Source organism: Streptomyces sp. NPDC001204 (assembly GCF_053598035.1).
In genome coordinates this window covers 79,820-99,649 of record NZ_JBSFJL010000025.1, presented here as the reverse complement: position 1 = coordinate 99,649, position 19,830 = coordinate 79,820, and the positions used below count along the sequence as shown (strand labels likewise).

The window sequence follows — 19,830 nt, the reverse complement described above, 5'->3', positions numbered from 1 at the left end:
GGGGCGTACGTCCGGCGTACGGTTACATGTTCCGGGCGCGTCGCCCGCGCAGTCCGGCGCCGACGGCCCACCCGAGGCCGCCGGTCGCGACCAGTACCAGGGCGAGCTCCGGCAGGGTGCCCAGCCGGGTGGCGGGCGTCTCGGACGAGCGCAGCGGCACCTTCTGGACCAGGTAGCCGGGCACGAACATGCCGGTCTTCTGCGTGATCCGCCCGTCGGGCATGATGATCGCGCTGACGCCGCTGGTCACCGGGACGGTGACGGTACGGCTGTGCTCGACCGCGCGGATCCGGGACATGGCGAGCTGCTGGTAGGTCATCTCGCTGCGGTCGAAGGTCGCGTTGTTGCTCGGTACGGAGATCATCTGCGCGCCGGACGTGACGGTGTCGCGCACGGCCCAGTCGAAGGCCGCCTCGTAGCAGGTGGCCAGGCCCACCTTCGTGCCGTCGATGGTGAACACGCCCGGCTTGTCGCCCCGGCTGAAGTCCTGCCGGACCATCGACGTCCAGTCCTTGTTGATCGCCCCGAGCAGCGGGCGCAGCGGAAGGTACTCGCCGAACGGCTGGATCTGCCGTTTGTCGTACGTCTGGGTGGGTCCCTTGGCCGGGTCCCACAGGATCTGCTCGTTGAACAGTTCGCCGTCCCGCTCCACGACGCCGCCGACGGAGACCGGCACCCCGATCGCCCTGACGGCCATGCCGATGACGGCACGCGCGTCGGGGTTGACGAAGGGGTCGATGTCGGAGGAGTTCTCCGGCCAGAGCACGAAGTCCGGCCTGGCAGCCTTGCCCGCCTTCACCGCCTGGGCCAGCCGCTCCGTCTCGCGCGCGTGGTAGTCGAGGACCGCGCGCCGCTGGGCGTTGAACTCCAGGCCCGCCCGGGGCACGTTGCCCTGGATGAGGGCGACGGTCGCGGTGCCGTTCTCGGCCTTGTCGCTCACCAGGGGCCGGGCGGCCAACGCGCCCGCCACGGGGACGGCGACGCTCAGCAGGGCCGCCGCCGCGGCCGGACGCCGTACGGCTCCTTCGCGCCGCCCCCGCACCGCCAGGCGCACGGCCTCGCACAGGCCGAAACCGCACAGGGCGACCGCGAAGCCGAGCACAGGGGTGCCGCCCACCGCGGCCAGCGGCAGGAACACGCCGTCGGCCTGACCGAAGGCGATCTTGCCCCAGGGGAAGCCGTGGAACGGCACCCGTGCGCGTACCGCCTCGCCGGCGATCCACACGGCCGCTGCCCACAGGGGCCAGACGGGCAGCCGGGACACCACCGTGACACCCGCGCCCACCAGCGCGACGAAGACCGCCTCCACGGCGACGAGCGCCAGCCACGGACCGGGGCCGACCTCCACACCGGTCCACACCAGCAGCGGCAGCAGGAATCCGAGGCCGAAGAGGTAGCCGAGACCGAGGGCCGCCTTCCAGGTGCGTCCGCGCAGCACCCCGCCGAAGACCGCGAAGGCGGGCAGGGCCAGCCACCACAGGGGGCGCGGGGGGAAGCTGAAGTAGAGGAGGACGCCCGACAGGGCTGCTGCGGCGGCGGGCACGAGCCGGAGGAGCCTCGCCCTCCAGGGCACGGGCGCGGCCTGCGGTCGAAGCCGGTCCGACTCGTCGACGGAAGTTGCGGTGGCGGTCACTCCGGGAGTGTACGGCCGGCACTCTTCGAGGGACCGGCCAGGCCGCTCGGGCAGGTCAGGCCTTGCCGCGGGCCGACGGGTGCAGGCGGTCCCTGATCACGTGCACCGCCGTCTCGGCGTTGTCGATGGTGATCGTGAACGTATGGCCGTCCCACAGGCGCAGCACGACGCCCTCACCGCGGCGTACGACGACCGCGGTGCCCTTCTCGGGCCGCCACCGGTAGCCCCAGCCGCCCCAGTGGCGCGGGGTGACGTGGGGCGCGAACTCGGCGCCCGCGACATGGGCGAGCGGGATGCGGCGGCGCGGCAGACCGATGTGCCCGCAGCGCACCTCCAGGGACTCGTTGTCGACCCGTACGGCGACGTGCACGAAGGCGAGGGTGCCGAAGAGGACCAGCAGACCGGCCGCGATGCAGCCCACGACGGACATCACCAGCGGGGCGACGCCGGAGCTCCAGGCGGAGTCGACGGCCAGTTCGATGCCCAGTGCCATGCAGGCGGCGCCGGCCGGCGCCAGCAGCCACTGCATCCGGTTGGTGGCCCGTCCGGTCCACACCTCGGGATGGGAACTGTTCTCGGGGTGGAGGTGGTCCCTCATAACCATGAGGTTACTCAGGTTTCGCTGCGCGGGTAGCGCGTCGCACAGGGTGACGGACCCGGGCGGCCGTACCGGGACGGGGCGCGTCGGGTGGCCGGCCCGGGTCAGTGGGCCGGGGCTACCTGCTGGAGGAGGCGGCCTTCCGCGTAGGCCAGGGCCGGGGCGGGAAGGACGCCCTCCCGTCCGTTCAGCAGCACGGTCACGCCGCCCTCGGCCGCGGTCTCCGGCTCGGGCCGGGCGCCGATCCGGCGCAGCGCCTGGGCCGCGACGGCGCCCGCCGAGCCGTGCAGGGCCGGCGGCGGGCCGTCCGGGTGCCGGACCGCGGCCCGGATGCGGTCGGCGACCAGTTCGTAGTGCGTGCAGCCCAGGACGACGGTCGTCACGTCCGCGGGGGTGAGCGCGGCGGCCGCGGCGACGGCCTCGTCGATCGCCGTCTGGTCCGCGTGCTCCACCGCCTCGGCGAGGCCCCAGCAGGGCACCTCGGTGACCGGCACGCCGTCGGCGAAGTCGCGGATGAGGTTCCGCTGGTAGGAGCTGCCGGTGGTGGCCGGCGTCGCCCAGATGGCGACGGGTCCGCCGCCGGCCGCGGCCGGTTTGATCGCCGGCACCGTGCCGATGACCGGCAGGTCCGGTTCGAGAGCGGCCCGCAGGGCGGTGAGCGCGTGCACGGTCGCGGTGTTGCAGCCGACGATCAGGGCGTCCGGGCGGTACGCGGCGGCGGCCTCGGCGACGGCGAGGGCGCGCTCGGTGAGGTCCTCCGGCGTGCGCGGACCCCACGGCATGCCCGCGGGGTCCAGGGAGAGCACGAGATCCGCGTCGGGGCGCAGCCTCCGTACCGCAACGGTGGCCGCCAGCAACCCGATCCCGGAGTCCATGAGCGCGATCTTCACCCGGCCACGATAGTCGATCCCCTCGAACCGGCCGCCCGGGTGGGGCAGACTGCGCGGGTGAGCGTGATCGAGTGGAGTGCCGTCGGATCACTCGCCGCCTGGCTGTGGCTGCTGCTCTGCCAGGGCTTCTTCTGGCGTACGGACGTCAGACTTCCGCCCCACGAGGACCCGGCCCCGGGGAACTGGCCGTCGGTGTGCGTCGTCGTCCCCGCGCGGGACGAGGCCGGCGTCCTGCCGGAGAGCCTTCCCTCCCTGCTCGCCCAGGACTATCCGGGCCGGGCGGAGGTCTTCCTGATCGACGACGGCAGCCGCGACGGCACCGGGGAGCTGGCCCGCGAACTGGCCCGGCGGCACGGCGGGCTGCCGCTGACCGTGGCCTCACCGGGTGAGCCGCCCGCCGGCTGGACGGGCAAGCTGTGGGCGGTACGGCACGGCATCGGACTGGCACGCGCGCGTGGACCCGCCTACCTGCTGCTGACGGACGCGGACATCGCCCATGCCCCGGACAGCCTGCGCCATCTGGTGGCGGCGGCACGCACCGGAGGTTTCGACGTCGTCTCGCAGATGGCGCGGCTGCGCGCGGAGAGCCTGTGGGAGCGGCTCGTCGTACCGGCCTTCGTCTATTTCTTCGCGCAGCTGTACCCCTTCCGCCGGATCGGCCGCCGGGGAGCGCGGACGGCGGCGGCCGCGGGCGGCTGCGTGCTGCTGCGCGCCGAGGCCGCCGAGCGGGCGCGGATCCCGGAGGCGATCCGCCAGGCGGTGATCGACGACGTGGCCCTGGCCCGGGCCGTCAAGTCCGGCGGCGGCCACATCTGGCTCGGGCTCGCCGAGCGGGTGGACAGCGTGCGCCCCTATCCGCGGCTGCGCGACCTGTGGCGGATGGTCTCGCGCAGCGCCTACGCGCAGCTGCGCCACAATCCTCCGCTGCTGCTCGGCACGGTCGCCGGGCTGGCGCTGGTGTACCTGGTGCCGCCGGTGGCGCTGACCGCGGGCCTGGCGGCGGGCGACGCGGGGGCGGCGCTCGCCGGAGGCCTGGCCTGGCTGGTGATGGCGGCGACGTACGTCCCGATGCTCCGCTACTACCGGCAGCCTCTGTGGCTCGCTCCCCTGCTGCCGTTCACCGCGTTCCTCTATCTGCTGATGACGGTCGACTCGGCGGTGCAGCACTACCGGGGCCGCGGTGCGGCCTGGAAGGGCCGCACGTACGCGCGTCCGGACGCCGTGCCCGACGAGGGGTGAGCGGGTGACCGTTCACTTGCGGCCGGGGGTCCAGTTCATGCCCCAGCCGTAGGCGCGGTCGATGGTGCGCTGCGGACTGACCCCGCGTTCGGGCACCAGATAGCGGGCCTCCCGCTGGACCACGAGGTCGCCGCCGATGTTGGTGATCAGGGCGAGTGCGCACACCGTCGAGGGGACCGTGCACTCGTCCAGGGAGAAGTCGACGGGGGCGCCGTGCTGCGGCTGGAGGGTGACCGTGGCGTGCAGGTCGGCGAAGGAGCGGGCGCCTTCGTAGATGGTCACGAAGACGAGGATGCGGCGGAAGTCGCCGCTGTGGTCGAGGTTGATGGTGAGGTTCTCGCCGTCGGCGACGGCGCCGGTGCGGTCGTCGCCGTCGAGGTGGATGTACGGCGGCCAGTGCAGCGCGCCGAAGGCGTTGCCGAGGGCCTGGACGACGCCCTTGCGGCCGTCCGACAGCTCGTAGAGGGCGCAGAGGTCGAGGTCGAGGTCCCTGTGCATGGCCACCGCACGGCCCCGCTTGCTGCCCCAGCCGGAGAACTGTTTGCGCACCTCCCAGTTGAGGTTCACGCGCATGGCGCCCGTGGTTCCGCCCTGCTTGGTCAGCGACACCGAGGGAGCCGCCTTGGTGAGCGTCACCTTGCTCAGGCGGACCGGGGCCGCGGCGGGCGTGGGCGTGGCGGGTGCTTGCGTGGGCGTGGCGGGTGCGGGTGCGCCGAACGGGTTCGCGGGTGTGCCGGACTGAGGCATGGTGACCGGCGGCGGAAGGGGAACCGGCGGTCCGACCGGCGGCGGGGGCGTGGCCGGGAAGGGGGCCGGCGCGGGTGGCGGCGGCGCCATGGCGGGTGCCCGCGGGGCCGGCGCCGGGGGCGGCGTGTGCTGCGGCTCGTCCACGGTGATGCCGAAGTCCGTGGCCAGGCCCTCGAGTCCGCTGCCGTAGCCCTGGCCGACGGCCCGGAACTTCCAGGCGCCCTGACGGCGGTAGAACTCGCCGAGCACGAACGCCGTCTCGACGCTCGCGCCGGTGCTGTCGAACCGCGCGGCCACCGTGCCCCGGGCGGCGTCCCGGACCTCGATGTAGAGGCCGGGCACCTGTCCGAAGGTGCCGCCGTCCGCGGAGGCGGCGAGCACCACCTTCTCGATCGAGGGCTCCACGCGCGCGAGGTCGACGAGCAGGGTGTCGGTCACCTGGCCGCCGAGGGTGTCCTTGCCCTCGTACCGGACCGCGCCGGAGGGGTGGGCCGGCTGGTTGTAGAAGACGAAGTCCGCGTCGGAGCGCACCTTTCCCCCCACCAGCAGCAGCGCCGAGACGTCCGCGTCGGGGACCCCCGGACCGGGACGCCAGCCCACCTCGACGCGCAGTGCGGTGGCGGGCACCGGCGTGTTGGACCCCTTCGGCATGGACATCTTTCGCCCCCATCACATGTCGGACAAGCCGTGGCTCCGGCGGCCCGTCGGCTCGCTACCCGACCAACCTAAGCCCGATGACACCGAACTCCCATGAGAAGCACCGGAACACGCCTGGCCGACCGCCGGTAACCCAGCCTGAAGATCGGCTTATACAGCATCCGAGCCTTGCTCGATGCCCCTTTTTAGCCAAGTTCGCTCATATTGAGGACTCCACGTCACCGCCGACACGGAAAACAACCCTCTTATCGGTCTCCCCAACCAGCACATCGTGGGCTTTACTTATGGCCATGACCTCCCCCCGCTCCAGTTATGGCGGCGGCTACTACTCCGCCTCCTTCCCGGACACCCCGATCTACGACTCGCTCGTGGCCGAGCGAGGAACCCCGCAGATCGCCCCCATCCGTGTGCCGGCGCCGTACGACACGGGCAGCCACCTGACCGGCGGCGGCCCGATGAGCACCGGCAGCAACCTGCCCGCGCTGCCCTCGGCGCTGCCCGCCCTCCCGGCGGCCCCGTCCCAGCCCTCCTACGGCTACCCACAGGCGCCGCAACCCGTCCCCCCGCAGCCGGCGCCCACGGCCTACATCCCGCAACAGGCCTCCGCGCCGCGCGGGTATCCCGGCCCGCAGCAGCCGCAGCCACCACGCCCGATGGCGGGCGGCATCGGCTACGAGGCCATGCGTCCCGCCGCTCCCCGGCCCGCCCCGGCGCCCTACCAGGACCCGTACGGCAACCAGCAGTACCGCGGTTACTGATCCGCTCCGGTGCCGTCCGCTCCCCGGCTGTCCGTGCCGCCTGGCAGGATGAGGCCATGGGGAACGCGGAACTGCACGCGCTGCACATCCACCCGGTCAAGGCGCTGCGAGCCGTCCCGCTCGCGGAAGCCGTCGTCCAGCCCTGGGGGCTGGACGGGGACCGGCGCTGGGCGCTGATCGACGACGGGGGAAAGGTCGTCACGCAACGCCAGCAGCCGCACCTCGCGTTGGCCGCCGCCGCACCCGAGCCCGGCGGCGGCCTCCGCCTTTCCGCGCCCGGACGCGCCCCGGTCACCGTCTCCGTCCCCGCGCCGGGCGACACGGTGACCGTGGAGATCTTCGGCGAGAAGGTGGAGGCCGTCCCCGCGGACGCGGCCGCCCACGCCTGGTGCAGCGGCCTCACCGGGGACGACGTCCGCCTGGTCCACCTCGACGACCCCGCCACACGCCGGCCCGTCGATCCGGCCTACGCCCTGCCGGGCGAGACGGTGAGCTTCGCCGACGCCTTCCCGCTGCTGCTCACCACGCTCTCCTCCCTCGCCTCCCTCAACTCCCTGATCGCCGAGGGGGATCACGCCGGCGAGGGCCCGCTGCCCATGAACCGATTCCGGCCCAACGTCGTGGTGTCCGGCACCACCGCGTGGGCCGAGGACGACTGGTCGCGCATCGCCATCGGGGAAGTCACCTTCCGGGTCGCCAAGATGTGCGGACGGTGCGTGGTGACCACCACCGACCAGGCCACCGGAACGCGCGGCAAGGAACCGCTGCGCACCCTCGGCCGCCACCGCCGCTTCGGGGGCGAACTGGTCTTCGGCCAGAACCTGGTGCCCGAGTCCACCGGCACCATCCGGCTCGGCGACCCGGTCACCGTTCTCGAATGACGTCAGGCCACGGGCCGGGAACCCCGGAGCCCGGACCGGTCGTTGGGCCTTCGTGAGGAGTCCGTGAGAAGGCCCGGCCCGAGGTGATTTCCCTCTCTCTTCGGCCGGCGAGGGGACGAACTGCTCCGGCCGGGGTTATCACGGAGGGGAAGGGGGGTTCGGCAACCGTGCGAGCGATCAGCGGACTCTGGCGCTGGCGGCACAACCCGCTGCGGCGCAGGACCGATCTCGTCGAAGCGTGGGTGGCCCTGGCGGCGCTGCTGCTCGTCCTGGTCGCCGCCCCCGTGATCGGCTCCCTCACCGGTTCCCTCGCCCAGGACGCCCTTCAGCAATCGGTGCGCGAGCAGCGCCGGTCCCACCACCCGGTGGTGGCCACGGTGGTGCGGATACTGAACCGGCCGGATCCCGACCCCGAGATCACCACGGGACGGGAGCTGCGCAGCCGCGTCCTCGCCGAATGGACGGCCCCGGACGGCACCCGGCAGCACGGCCCGGTCACGACGGGCCTGGGGTCCCCCCACCCCGGCGACCGCTTCACGCTGTGGACGGACGGGCACGGCCGCACCGTGACCCGCCCCCTGGACTCCACGACGGCCACGACCCATGCGGTGCTGGCCGGTTGCGGCGCGGGCATGCTGGCCGCGGGCCTGGTGGAGGGGATACGCCGGCTGATCGTCCGGTGCCTGGTCCGCCGGCGGTACGCGCGCTGGGACCAGGCCTGGGACCGCGCGGGCCCGGACTGGGGCCGTACCGGCACCGGCAGCTGACGGCCTTTGGGCTCTGGTCAACCGAGCGTCCGCGCGCACGCTACGGTGGACCGGCCGACGCACTCGGCATCAACCAACCCGCGTACGACGAGGTGGGGGCACAGCAGCGCCATGGCACAGGGCACGGTCCAGGTGACGCACACCGGCACATCGCGGTGGCGGCGCCGCACGGGTGAGTACACATCGCTCGCCGCCGCCCTGGAGGCCGCGGCCGACGGTGACGTGCTCACCGTCGCCCCGGGCACCTACCGGGAGAACCTCGTCGTAGAACAGGCGGTGACCCTGCGCGGCCCGGAGGGCGCCCCGGGATCGGTGCGCATCGCCCCCACAGAGGGAGTGCCCCTGACCGTGCGCGCCTCCGCGGTCGTCCAGGACCTGTACATCGAGGGCCAGGACGCCGCCGCACCCGCCCTGCTGGTCGAGGAGGGCGCGCCGGAGCTCAAGGACGTGCGGATCGTGACCCGGTCCGCGGCCGGCATCGAGGTGCGCGGCGGCGCCCGGCCCACCGTGCGGCGCTGCACGGTCGACAACCCGGCCGGTGTCGGCATCGCCGTACTCGACGGCGGCGGTGGGGTGTTCGAGGAGTGCGAGATCGTCGCGGCCGGGCAGTCGGGCGTGGCGGTCCGCGGTGGCGCCCACCCCCGGCTGGAGAACTGCCGCATCCACCACGCCTCCGGCGCGGGACTGACGGCGACAGGCGACAACTCCGCCCTGGAGGCGGTGGGTTGCGAGATCTACGAGGTCCGGGGCAGCGGCGTGCAGATCACCGGCCGGGCCACCGCGCACCTCACCGACTGCGATGTGCACCGCACCGCCGCGGACGGTGTCACGCTCGACACCGACGCCGTGCTGACGCTGGCCGACTGCCGCATCCACGACATCCCGGAGAACGCGGTGGACCTGCGTTCCCGCTCCGTGCTGACGCTGACGCGGACGACGGTGCGTCAGTTCGGGCGCAACGGCCTGTCGGTGTGGGACCCGGGCACGCGCGTGGACGCCAACCAGTGCGAGATCTTCGACAGCACCGGCGACTACCCCGCGGTGTGGGTCAGCGACGGCGCCACCGCGGTGCTCGACTCCTGCCGGGTGCACGACGTGCCCGACGCGCTGTTCGTGCTGGACCGCGGCTCCCGCGCGGACGTCGTCGACAGCGATCTTTCCCAGGTGCGCAACACGGCGGTGTCGGTGAGCGACGGCGCCACCGCGCAGCTCGACGACTGCCGGATCAAGGACGCGGCCACGGGCGCCTGGTTCCGCGACCACGGCAGCGGCGGCACGCTCAACAACTGCACCGTGGACGGCACCCAGACCGGCGTGATCGTCACCAAGGGCGCCGACCCCACCATCGAGCGGTGCACGGTCACCTCCCCCGCCGAGGCCGGCTTCTACGTCTCCGCCGGGGGCCGCGGCAGCTTCCTGGGCTGCCGGGTGACGGGCAGCGGCGGCTACGGCTTCCACGTGATCGACGGCTGCCGTACGACGCTGAAGAAGTGCCGTACGGAGCGGTGCGCCCGCGGGGGTTACGAGTTCGCGGACGGCGGGCCGGACGCCGGGGCCGGGTCGGGCCCCGTGGTCGAGGACTGCACCAGCGACGAGAGCGGCGGCGTGCGCCCGCTCGTGGCCCGGGAGGCGGCCGTGCAGACCTCGCCCCCGTCCACCGGCCTGCTGGGCGCGATCCCCGGGCAGCGCACCACCGAGCAGGAGCCGCTGGTGACCGCCGGTGAGCCGGAGGTGCCCGCGCGGACCGCGAAGGACGTCCTCGGCGAACTCGACACGCTGGTCGGCCTGGACAGCGTCAAGCGGGAGGTGCGCGCCCTGACCGACATGATCGAGGTGGGGCGGCGCCGTCAGCAGGCCGGGCTGAAGGCCGCCTCGGTCAAGCGGCATCTGGTCTTCACCGGCTCCCCCGGCACCGGCAAGACCACGGTCGCCCGTCTGTACGGCGAGATCCTGGCCTCCCTCGGTGTCCTGGAGAAGGGCCACCTCGTGGAGGTGTCCCGCGTCGACCTGGTCGGCGAGCACATCGGATCCACCGCGATCCGCACCCAGGAGGCCTTCGAACGGGCTCGCGGCGGAGTGCTGTTCATCGACGAGGCGTACGCGCTCTCCCCGGAGGACGCCGGGCGCGACTTCGGCAAGGAGGCCATCGACACGCTGGTGAAGCTGATGGAGGACCAGCGGGACGCGGTGGTGGTGATCGTCGCCGGCTACACGGCGGAGATGGAGCGCTTCCTGTCCGTCAACCCGGGTGTGGCCTCCCGTTTCTCCCGCACCATCACCTTCAGCGACTACGGCCCCGACGAACTGCTGCGGATCGTGGAGCAGCAGGCGGAGGAGCACGAGTACCGGCTGGCTCCGGACACGGCGGAGGCCCTGCTGGCGTACTTCACCGCGGTCCCCAAGGGTCCCGCGTTCGGCAACGGCCGTACGGCTCGGCAGACCTTCGAGGCGATGGTGGAGCGGCACGCCGGCCGGGTCGCGCAGCTCGCCGAACCGAGCACGGACGATCTGACACTGCTCTACGCCGAGGACCTGCCCGCGCTGCCCTGAGAGCCGGGCCCGCCCGGCGGCTCCGGGCCGGTGTCCGCCTCTCCGGCCGGGACGTCGGGCTGCCCGTGGCGGGGCCCCGGCAGGTCCGGGCGCAGCCGGGCCAGCAGCCGGCGGCGTTCCTCGTCGAAGGCCGGGTCCGCCTGGTAGTCGGAGTGGCCCAGGATCGGGGCGGGCTGCGGATGGCGTGCGGTGCGGCCGTAGGCGAGCGGGTCCTTGAGCGGGGCACGGTCCACCTCGGGGCCGCAGTCGCCGGGCAGCCGGACCGGGCCGCCGGTCGGGCAGGTGCTCGGTGCGGCCCCGGCGGCAGACGACCCAGACGACGGCGGTGGACCACACGAGCAGGACGGTGAGCAGGAGGCGGCCCGCGGTGTCGAGGGCCTGGGGGCCGCCGGGGCCGCGGTCGAGGGCCGCCGTGGGCACGGCGATCGTCGCGGCGACCGTCAGCAGGCCCGCGGCGGTGTGCGCGGCGCGCAGCCGGGCCACCGGTCGGCGCCCGTACCAGAAGCCGGGACGGCTCAGGGATCCGTTGCCGGAGTCGTCCTCGGGCTCCGGGTCCCGGGAGATCGGCTGCTGGGACTCGTAGGCGCTCCAGGTGCGGTGCGCCAGTTACCACAGCAGCCCGGTGAGCGCGGCGGGCACCAGGGCGGCCAGGGCGAGGCGGCGGCCGGGCATGCTCCACCAGCCGCCGGCCGCGGGCGACAGGAAGCCCAGCCAGGAGTGCCGTGCGGCACACGCGTGCGTGCCCGCGCACTGCCAGGCCGTGAGGTCGAGGGCGACCTCGCAGGCGGCGACGAGCAGCACCGTCAGGGTCAGACCCGCCAGCCGCACCAGCAGTCCGCGCGCCGGAAGACGGCCGCGGTGTCGTCGCCGGTGATCCGCACCGTGCGCGGGGCGTCCAGCATCGTCTCGGGCGTGGTGCCGCCGACGCCGTGGACCAGGAGCTCCAGGGTGCGTCCGGTCGGCCCGTCAGGTGCGGCGGGGCCGTCAGCTCCGGCGGTCCCCGGTTGCCGCTGCGCACGTTCCACTGTTCGCACTTCCCCCGTGACGCCTCCGTCGGTCTGTGTCCGTGCGGACACCAGGATCGCCTCCCGTGGCACGCGGCACATCCCTCGTCACCGAATCTCCCAGATCCGGGTGACGAGAGGCGCGTACGGGAGGGCAACGATGTCATGCGCGCGTCGGTCGGGCGATGGCGCGGTGCGGACCGCCCCGTGAAAGGATGGGACGTCCGCGCACCGGAGGACATGACGGACCTTCTCGTCGTCGGCGGCTGCGCGGGGCGGGTCGGACGGCTTGAGGCGAAAGGAACCGGAGCGCACGTGAGTGAGAATCAGAACCTCCTCGCGGAGCAGCGGCGCGCACTGATCCTGGACGAGGTCCGGCGCCGCGGCGGTGTCCGGGTGAACGAGCTGACCCGGAAGCTCGGCGTGTCGGACATGACGGTGCGCCGCGATCTGGACGCGCTGGCCCGGCAGGGCGTGCTGGAGAAGGTGCACGGCGGCGCGGTTCCCGTGGTGGAGGCCAGTACGCACGAGCCGGGCTTCGAGGCCAAGTCGGGTCTGGAGCTGACCGCCAAGGAGGACATCGCGCGGGCGGCGGCCGCGCTGGTCTCACCGGGCACGGCGATCGCCCTCTCGGGCGGTACGACGACGTACGCGCTGGCCCAGCACCTGCTCGACGTGCCCGATCTGACGGTGGTCACCAACTCGGTCCGGGTCGCCGAGGTCTTCCACTCGGCGCAGCGCACCTCCGGCCGGCGGCAGGGCGCGGCGACGGTCGTGCTGACCGGCGGGGTGCGCACGCCGTCCGACTCGCTGGTGGGTCCGGTGGCCGACCAGGCGATCGCCGCGCTCCACTTCGACGTGCTGTTCCTGGGTGTGCACGGGATATCGGCCGAGGCGGGCCTGTCCACGCCGAACCTGGCCGAGGCAGAGACCAACCGTCGGCTGGTGCAGTCGGCGCGCCGGGTGGTGGTGGTCGCCGACCACACCAAGTGGGGTGTGGTGGGCCTGAGTTCCTTCGCCGCGCTGGACCGGATCGACACGCTGGTGACGGACGCGGGGCTGCCCGCGGGGGCACGCGCCGAGATCTCGGAGCACCTGCGGCTGGTCGTGGCGGGCGAGCCCGGGGACGAGACGGACGTCTGAGGGGCCGTCAGCGGGGGCGCGCCGTGCCCCGCCCGACCACCCGCCCCTTCCGCTGCCACTCCGGGGCCGGCCGGTCCCGAGGACCTGGACCGTCCGGCCGTACCGGCCCTCTCAGCCCGGCCACTCGCCGGTCGTCAGGAACGACTCCAGCGCCTGCGTGTACGGGGCGCTGTCGAGGCCCTGTGCGGTGAGCCAGGCGTCGGAGTAGTACTTGTCGAGGTAGCGGTCGCCCGGGTCGCACAGCAGGGTCACGACACTGCCCTGGCGGCCCTCCGCCAGCATTTCGGCGACGATCTTCAGGGCGCTCCACAGTCCCGTCCCGGTGGAGCCGCCCGCCTTGCGGCCGATGGCCCGCTCCAGGGCGCGTACGGCGGCCACGGCGGCGGCGTCCGGCACCTTCATCATGCGGTCGATGGCCCCGGGCACGAAGCTCGGCTCCATGCGCGGCCGCCCGATGCCCTCGATACGCGAGCCGCAGTCGCAGGTGACGTCCGGATCTCCGGTGGTCCAGCCCTCGAAGAAGCACGAGTTGTCGGGGTCGGCGACGCAGACGCGGGTGTCGTACTGCATGTAGTGGACGTAGCGCGCGATGGTCGCGGAGGTGCCGCCGGTGCCCGCGGTGGCGACGATCCACGCCGGCTCCGGGAAGCGCTCCAACTCCAGCTGCCGGAAGATGGACTCGGCGATGTTGTTGTTGCCGCGCCAGTCCGTGGCCCGCTCGGCGTAGGTGAACTGGTCCATGTAGTGGCCCCCGGTCTCGGCCGCGAGGGCGGCGGAGGCCTCGTACATCGTGCGGGGGTCGTCCACGAAGTGGCACCGCCCGTCGTGGAACTCGATCAGGCGGCACTTCTCGGCGCTGGTCGTGCGCGGCATGACCGCGATGAAGGGCACACCGATCAGCTTCGCGAAGTACGCCTCCGAGACGGCCGTCGAGCCGCTGGACGCCTCGATGACCGGGCGGCCCGGGCGGATCCAGCCATTGCACAGCCCGTACAGGAACAGCGACCGCGCCAGCCGGTGCTTGAGGCTTCCGGTCGGGTGGGTCGACTCGTCCTTCAGATACAGGTCGATGCTCCACTCCTCGGGCAGCGGGAAGCGCAGCAGATGGGTGTCGGCCGAGCGGTTGGCGTCGGCCTGCACCTTGCGGACGGCTTCTTTCAGCCAGTCCCGGTATCCGCTGTCGCTGCGGTCGACGTCGAGGGTGTCGCCGGTCCGGCGCTGCTCGGTGGTGCTCACGGCGGGCTCCTTACGCTGTGCGCCGGCGGCGTCCCGCGCGGCCGGACACGCTCGATGATAGACACCTTCAACACGCTTCTCACCTGCATAAACGCATCTTTGAGAGACTCAAGGAGACGCTTGGGAGCAGGCCGATCCGCGGCGAGGGGGCGCATGTGTGGGGGCGCGTTCGCGCGAGTGCTCCGGGCGCCACCCGCGAGCGCTCCCCGCGCACTGGTGCTCTGTGCCGAAGGCGTGCAGACTGCACCGCGGCGGGACGAAGCGCCCGCCGTGACACACGGGGATCTCGAACGAGCCGGGCCGGCTCGTGGACCAGGCGGAGCGGGAGCCGACGACACGCACGAAAGGGCGGGGAGATGGCCGAACCGGAGTTCACGGCCACGGGCGTACGCATCGACAAGCGGCTGCGCTCACTCACCCGGGCCGGACGGGTCCGGATCCGCGACGGCAGGCTGGAGCTGCTGACCAGCTACGGCAGTGAGATCGACAGCGCTCCGGTGCAGTCGGTGCGCGCGTCCCAGCCCTGGTACGCGCCGGACGACCGGGCGTTGGCCGACCTGGGCGGCGAGCGGTACCTGCTGACCCTGGGAGACCACGACCCCGCACCGGGCGAGCCGGGGCCGCCCGCGGCCCGCCGGTTCGTCGAGGCCGTCCGTCGAGCGGCGCGGCGCGGCGGCTGAGCGAGGCGAGTTGCGTGACCCCACACCGTGGGTCACGCTTGTCTCACGTCACTCAGGGTTTACCGGCGATAACGCTGCGAACCAGCCCGCCGGCCAGGCAGCAGGCGGCAATGTCACGCAGGCGTCCTGCTGCATCCGAAACGTCGTGTTCTTCCGGACCTCAACGTCGGGGAGTCGCAGCCGTGATCAGTCACCCGAGCAGGCACTGCACGGTGGAGCTCCAAGCCCTGCCGTCGCGGATCGGCCAAGTCCGCAGAATCGTATCGGCGCACTTGCGCTACTGGCATCTGGACCCTCTGATAGACCGGGCCGCGCTCGGTGTGACGGAGCTGTTGACCAACGTCCACCGGCACGCCCGGCCCGACAAGCTGTGCACCGTGGAGCTCGAACTGCTGCTGGAGCGGCTCACGGTCTCCGTGCGCGACCACGACCCTCGGCTCCCCGTGGTGGAGAAGATGGGTGACATCGCGCCGCTGGCCACCGAAGGGCGGGGGCTGGCGATGGTGGCCGCGATGAGCGAGAGCTGGGGCGCGCGGCCGGACGGCGAGCAGGGCAAGGTCGTCTGGTTCACCCTGCCGACCGCCGCCCCCTGGGTCGCGGTGCCGGCCCGGGCACCGGCGCTCGTGACCGCGGAGCGGTCGGCGCGCCGCTTGGCCGAGGCCGCCTCCGCGCTCGACGGCGTCCGGCCCGTCCGGCCGGTCCACGCTCCGGCCGGCTCCGCCGTCGTCGGTTGACCGCGTCCGCCGTGGTCGGCTGACGAGGGGGGCGGCCGGGGCGGTGACGGGCCGTAGGCCGTGACGGGCCGTAGGGCATGACGGGCCGTAGGGCATGACGGACCGTAGACGGACCGTAGGGCATGACGGACCGTAGGGCATGACGGACCGTAGGGCATGACGGACCGTAGGCCGCGACGGACCGTAGGGCATGACGGGCCGTAGGCCGTGACGGGCCGTAGGGCATGACGGGTCCTGGGCGGTGACAGGTCCTGGGCGGTGACCGGGTTGCCGTCCGGTCACCGCCCGGTGGTGTGCCGAGCCTGGCGGTGACCGACGGGCCGGTAAGCGCCGGGGCCGGAGTCGCAGTAACCGCCGGGGCCGGAATCCCACGGTGACCGCCGGGAGCCGGAGTCGCACTGACCCCGGCCCCCGGCCCCGGTGCTCACTCCGTGGCGATGGCCCTCAGCACGTCCAGGCGGGCGGCGCGCCGGGCCGGGCGCAGCCCCGCGAGCCCGCCCGCCGCGATCCCCACCAGTGCCACCACGAGCAGTTGCGCCGGCGGTACCGCGAAGGCGAACGCGGTGCCGCTCTCGCCGTCGGACGCCTTCACCAGCACCCAGCCGAGGAAGGCGCCCAGGGCGAGTCCGCCGGCCGTGCCGAACGCGGCGACCAGGACCGATTCCCAGCGGACCATGGCCCGCAGCTGGGACCGGGTCTGGCCGACGGCCCTGAGCAGGCCGAGTTCGCGGGTCCGCTCGTGGATCGCCAGGGTGAGGGTGTTGGCGATGCCGAGGAGCGCGATGAACACCGCGAGGGCGAGCAGCGCGTAGACCAGGGTGAGCATCATGTCGATCCCGGCCGCCGAGGACTGCGCGTACTCGTCGCGGGTCTGCACCTGCGGGTCGCCGTACCGGGCGGCGACCCGTTCGACGGCTGCCTTGCCCGCCTCCGCGCTCACGCCGGGCCGTAGGGAGACGGCGACGAGCCTGTCGGAGTCCTGGGTGCGGTGCGGAGCCCAGGCGGAGCGGCTGACGACGTAGTCGCCGGCGAGTTCGGACCGGCCGTAGACCGCGCGGACGGTGAAGGTCCGCGTGGTGCCGTCGGTGAAGGTGAGCCGTGCCCGGTCCCCCGTCGTCAGGCCCCGGCGGTCGGCCTCGTCGCGGGTGACGGCGAGGCCGTCGGTGCCCAGGCCGTTCAGGGAGCCGTCCACGGTTCCGAGGTCGAAGGTCCGGGCGAGCGCGACCGGGTCGGTGACGGTCAGGGCCCTCCCCTCGCCGTCGACCTCGGCGACGCCCCGGCCGAGTCCGACGGCCGTGTCCACCTCGGGCAGCCGCTGGATCGCCCCGGCCAGCCGGGGGCTCAGGCCGCTGCCGCCGGCTCCGAAGGACGGGGTGCTCACGGCGAGGTCGCCCGCGAAGGACCGGGAGACGGTCTGGTCCATGGTGGCCTTCAGCGAGGCGCCGAAGACCGTGAACAGCGACACCACGGCGACCCCGATCATCAGCGCGCTCGCGGTGGCCGCGGTGCGCTTCGGGCTGCGCAGCGCGTTGCGCCGGGCCAGACCGCCGGTGATGCCGCGCAACCGGCCGAGGGGGCTGCCGAGCAGGCGTACGGCGGTGGCGGAGGCGACCGGGCCGAGCACCACGAAGGCGGCCAGGGCGAGGACGGCGCCGACTCCGGCCGCCCATACGGACGGGGAGACCAGGACACCGGCGAGGGTCGCGGCGACGGCCGTCGCCGCGAGGACCGCTCCCGCCACGGCGCGCGGGCGGGAGGCGCCGGAGGTGTCGACGGCCGTCTCGCGCAACGCGGCCATGGGCGCGGTGCGGCCCGCCCGTACGGCGGGCGTCAGCGCGGAGCCGAGGCAGACCACGACACCGACCACCAGTGGCAGTGCCATCGACAGCGGCCGGACGACCAGGCTGCCCTCCGGGAAGGGGAATCCGATCGCCGGGAACAGCGCCTGGAGCCCGGCGGCGATCCCGATGCCGCCCGCCAGCCCGGCGGCGGACGCGGTCAGGGCGACGGCGCTCGCCTCCACGAGGGTGGCGGCGGTGACCTGCCGGCGGGAGGCGCCCAGAGCGCGCAGCAGCGCGTTCTCGCGGGTGCGCTGGGCGACGACGATCGCGAACGTGTTGTGGATGGAGAAGGTCGCCACCAGCAGCGCCACGCCCGAGAACACCAGCAGGAACGTGGTGAAGACGGTCAGGAACTGGCTGGAGACCATGTCGGTGTTCTCCCGCGCGGCCTCCTGGCCGGTGACCGCCTCGACGCCCTTGGGCAGTACGGGAGTCAGCCGCCGCACCAGCTCGGCCTGGCTCACCCCGGGTCCGGCCCGGACCTCGATGCTCGCCGCCTCCCCGGGCCGCGCGGTCAGGTACTTCTCGGCGTCGGCCTGGGTCAGTCCGGTGAAGGTCACCTGCGCCATGCCGTCCTCGCCGCCGAAGGTCGCCAGTCCCACGACCGTCACCTCGACGGGGTCGGGGGTGCGCAGCGTCGTGGTGTCGCCGATCCGCAGGCCGCCCTTCTTCGCGGCGCCGCGGTTGACGACGGCCTCGCCGGACTTCGCGGGGGCGCGCCCCTCGGCGAGCCGGTACGGATTGAGCTTCGGGTCGGTGATCCAGTTGCCGGCGAGGGTGGGCGGGCCCTGGCCGCCGATGGGCTCGCCGTCGCGGCCCAGGAGCTGGCCCGCGCCCTGGATGTCCGGGGCGGCGGCCGCGACACCGGGGAGCCGCTCGATGGTCCTCACCAGCGCGGTGTTCACCGGCCGGCGTACGCCCTGGCCCTCACCGGCCGCGGTGATGACGCCGGCGCTGCGGACGACGGCGTCCGTGCCGTCGGTCGCCTTGCCGAACATGGAGTCGAAACTGGCGCGCAGGGTGTCGCCCATGACCAGGGTCCCGGCCAGGAAGGCGACGCCGAGGAACACGGCGAGGAAGGTGCCGGCGAAGCGCCGCCGGTGGGCTCGCAGGGAGGAGAGGCTGAGGCGGAGGGAGGCGTTCACGTCCGCACCTCGAAGGCCTTCATCCGGTCCAGGACCCGGTCGGCGGTCGGGGACTCCATGCGGTCGACCAGGCGTCCGTCGGCGAGGAAGAGCACCTCGTCGGCGTGGGCGGCGGCGACCGGGTCGTGGGTGACCATGACGACCGTGCGGTCCGTCTGCCGCACCGCGCGGCCGAGCAGGCCGAGCACCTCCTGGCCGGAGCGTGAGTCGAGGTTGCCGGTGGGCTCGTCGGCGAAGACGACGTCCGGGCGGGCGGCGAACGCGCGGGCCACCGCGACGCGTTGCTGCTGTCCGCCGGAGAGTTCGGCGGGCCGGTGGTGCAGGCGGTCGCGCAGGCCGACGACCTCGACCAGCGCGTCGATCCACTCGGGGTCGCCCGGCCGGCCCGCCAGATCGAGGGGCAGCGTGATGTTCTCGGCGACGGTCAGGGTCGGCACCAGGTTGAACGCCTGGAAGACGAAGCCGACGCGGTCGCGGCGCAGCAGGGTCAGCCGGCGGTCGTCGAGACCGCCCAGTTCGGTGTCGCCGATGAACGCGCTGCCGGAGGTGAGCGTGTCGAGCCCGGCCGCGCAGTGCATCAGGGTGGACTTTCCGGAGCCCGAGGGCCCCATGATCGCGGTGAAGCGCCCGGCCGGGAAGCCGACGCTCACGCCGTCCAGGGCCCGTACGGCGGTGTCGCCGGCGCCGTGGACCTTCACGGCGTCGACGACCCGCGCGGCCGTCCTGGTGGCGGATGTGGTGGAAGAGGCGGTGGAGGCGGGCGTGGTGGTCATCGGGCACCGCCGGTGCGGCCGAACTGCTCCTCCAGCACCGACAGCCGGCGCCAGTACTCGTCCTCGTCGATCTCGCCGGAGGCGAAGCGGCGGCCGAGCACGGCGAGCGGCGAGTCGGCGGCGGGGCGCCCGTCCGGGCCGCGCCAGGGCCCGGTGTCCATGCCGCGCCAGGGGGCGCCGCGGCCGCGCCGGGCGGTACGGCGCAGGAGGGTGACGGCGCCGACGACGAGGGCCGCCCAGAACAGCGGGAAGAAGAGGATCCACGGCCCGGGGCCGCCGTCCCAGTTCGCCAGGGTCTGCATCTTGGTTCATCTCCCTTGAGGGGTCTGCCGAGAGGCTGCGGAGAGTTCTCCGTTGCTGCGTCGACAGTGGCTCGGGGAGGGGCTCCGGGTCGTCGTACGGCCAGCGGCAGTGCGGCTACCTCCCGGGGAGTACGGGGGCGTGCCGCGGCTGCTCCGTGCGGCCTGCCCCGGATCGCGGGACGGATCCGGCGCGGGCCCGCGGTCCGGCGGGCGGGGAGCCGCGGGCTACCGCGCGGGAAGTACGGGGGCGCC

Annotated in this window: 17 protein-coding genes and 1 pseudogene; 8 read left to right on the top strand and 10 right to left on the bottom strand. The window is 73.6% G+C overall.

Features of this window, described 5'->3' with window-relative positions:
- Positions 1-22: 22 nt before the first annotated feature.
- The 3 genes from lnt to ACWC91_RS29080 form a co-directional block, all read right to left on the bottom strand.
- On the bottom strand, positions 23-1,633 hold the full coding sequence (gene lnt, locus ACWC91_RS29090) for an apolipoprotein N-acyltransferase (RefSeq protein WP_450643268.1): 1,611 nt from the start codon (positions 1,631-1,633) through the stop codon (positions 23-25).
- 55 nt (positions 1,634-1,688) lie between these two features.
- Complete coding sequence (locus ACWC91_RS29085; protein ID WP_225079969.1) at positions 1,689-2,231, bottom strand: hypothetical protein; 543 nt, start codon at positions 2,229-2,231, stop codon at positions 1,689-1,691.
- A 104-nt stretch (positions 2,232-2,335) separates the two neighbouring features.
- Entirely contained in the window at positions 2,336-3,121 is a 786-nt protein-coding gene (locus ACWC91_RS29080) for a glutamate racemase (RefSeq protein WP_225079970.1), read from the bottom strand.
- Positions 3,122-3,160: 39 nt separating this feature from the next.
- Between ACWC91_RS29080 and ACWC91_RS29075 the strand changes: the two genes are divergently transcribed.
- Positions 3,161-4,360, top strand: coding sequence for a glycosyltransferase (locus ACWC91_RS29075; RefSeq protein WP_450643266.1), 1,200 nt, complete (start codon positions 3,161-3,163; stop codon positions 4,358-4,360).
- Positions 4,361-4,372: 12 nt separating this feature from the next.
- Here ACWC91_RS29075 and ACWC91_RS29070 read toward each other — a convergent pair whose 3' ends face one another.
- The gene (locus tag ACWC91_RS29070; RefSeq protein WP_225080020.1) at positions 4,373-5,758 is read right to left on the bottom strand and encodes a TerD family protein; all 1,386 of its coding nucleotides are present in this window, start codon (positions 5,756-5,758) and stop codon (positions 4,373-4,375) included.
- A 296-nt stretch (positions 5,759-6,054) separates the two neighbouring features.
- Here ACWC91_RS29070 and ACWC91_RS29065 point away from each other — a divergent pair, with 296 nt between their 5' ends.
- The 4 genes from ACWC91_RS29065 to ACWC91_RS29050 all read left to right on the top strand — a co-directional run bounded on the left by ACWC91_RS29065 (position 6,055) and on the right by ACWC91_RS29050 (position 10,720).
- Positions 6,055-6,522 carry a DUF6643 family protein gene (locus tag ACWC91_RS29065; RefSeq protein WP_450643264.1) on the top strand — a complete coding sequence of 156 codons (468 nt, stop codon included), beginning with the start codon at positions 6,055-6,057 and terminating at the stop codon, positions 6,520-6,522.
- 56 nt (positions 6,523-6,578) lie between these two features.
- Complete coding sequence (locus tag ACWC91_RS29060; protein ID WP_225079973.1) at positions 6,579-7,403, top strand: MOSC domain-containing protein; 825 nt, start codon at positions 6,579-6,581, stop codon at positions 7,401-7,403.
- Between the two features lie 167 nt (positions 7,404-7,570).
- Complete coding sequence (locus tag ACWC91_RS29055; protein ID WP_225079974.1) at positions 7,571-8,170, top strand: Rv1733c family protein; 600 nt, start codon at positions 7,571-7,573, stop codon at positions 8,168-8,170.
- 111 nt (positions 8,171-8,281) lie between these two features.
- The gene (locus ACWC91_RS29050) at positions 8,282-10,720 is read left to right on the top strand and encodes a right-handed parallel beta-helix repeat-containing protein (protein WP_450643261.1); all 2,439 of its coding nucleotides are present in this window, start codon (positions 8,282-8,284) and stop codon (positions 10,718-10,720) included.
- Here ACWC91_RS29050 and ACWC91_RS29045 read toward each other — a convergent pair.
- Together ACWC91_RS29045 and ACWC91_RS29040 are read right to left on the bottom strand one after the other, a co-directional pair.
- Positions 10,690-10,953, bottom strand: coding sequence for a hypothetical protein (locus tag ACWC91_RS29045; protein ID WP_281154166.1), 264 nt, complete (start codon positions 10,951-10,953; stop codon positions 10,690-10,692). The genes ACWC91_RS29050 and ACWC91_RS29045 overlap by 31 nt on opposite strands.
- A gap of 37 nt (positions 10,954-10,990) precedes the next feature.
- Positions 10,991-11,745 (bottom strand): annotated as a pseudogene (locus tag ACWC91_RS29040) (hypothetical protein); the annotation flags it as partial.
- A 294-nt stretch (positions 11,746-12,039) separates the two neighbouring features.
- On the opposite strand from ACWC91_RS29040, the gene ACWC91_RS29035 reads away from it, so the two are divergent.
- Complete coding sequence (locus ACWC91_RS29035; protein ID WP_281154167.1) at positions 12,040-12,867, top strand: DeoR/GlpR family DNA-binding transcription regulator; 828 nt, start codon at positions 12,040-12,042, stop codon at positions 12,865-12,867.
- A gap of 111 nt (positions 12,868-12,978) precedes the next feature.
- Here the strand turns inward: ACWC91_RS29035 and ACWC91_RS29030 are convergent, their stop codons facing one another.
- Positions 12,979-14,103, bottom strand: a complete 1,125-nt coding sequence (locus ACWC91_RS29030; RefSeq protein WP_450644848.1) for a PLP-dependent cysteine synthase family protein — start codon at positions 14,101-14,103, stop codon at positions 12,979-12,981.
- 356 nt (positions 14,104-14,459) lie between these two features.
- Between ACWC91_RS29030 and ACWC91_RS29025 the strand changes: the two genes are divergently transcribed.
- Positions 14,460-14,783 (top strand): hypothetical protein, encoded by a 324-nt coding sequence (locus ACWC91_RS29025; RefSeq protein ID WP_225079981.1) that lies wholly within the window; start codon positions 14,460-14,462, stop codon positions 14,781-14,783.
- A gap of 182 nt (positions 14,784-14,965) precedes the next feature.
- Entirely contained in the window at positions 14,966-15,517 is a 552-nt protein-coding gene (locus tag ACWC91_RS29020; RefSeq protein WP_225079982.1) for an ATP-binding protein, read from the top strand.
- A gap of 424 nt (positions 15,518-15,941) precedes the next feature.
- Here ACWC91_RS29020 and ACWC91_RS29015 read toward each other — a convergent pair whose 3' ends face one another.
- Genes ACWC91_RS29015 through ACWC91_RS29005 form a run of 3 tightly spaced genes read right to left on the bottom strand, consistent with a single transcriptional unit; the run spans position 15,942 to position 19,578 of the window.
- Positions 15,942-18,503: an ABC transporter permease gene (locus ACWC91_RS29015; RefSeq protein ID WP_376502350.1), complete on the bottom strand. Its 2,562-nt coding sequence runs from the start codon at positions 18,501-18,503 to the stop codon at positions 15,942-15,944.
- The gene (locus tag ACWC91_RS29010; protein WP_450641939.1) at positions 18,500-19,276 is read right to left on the bottom strand and encodes an ABC transporter ATP-binding protein; all 777 of its coding nucleotides are present in this window, start codon (positions 19,274-19,276) and stop codon (positions 18,500-18,502) included. Before ACWC91_RS29010 ends, ACWC91_RS29015 begins: the two co-directional genes overlap by 4 nt.
- Positions 19,273-19,578: an SHOCT domain-containing protein gene (locus tag ACWC91_RS29005; RefSeq protein ID WP_225079985.1), complete on the bottom strand. Its 306-nt coding sequence runs from the start codon at positions 19,576-19,578 to the stop codon at positions 19,273-19,275. Before ACWC91_RS29005 ends, ACWC91_RS29010 begins: the two co-directional genes overlap by 4 nt.
- Positions 19,579-19,830 lie beyond the last annotated feature (252 nt).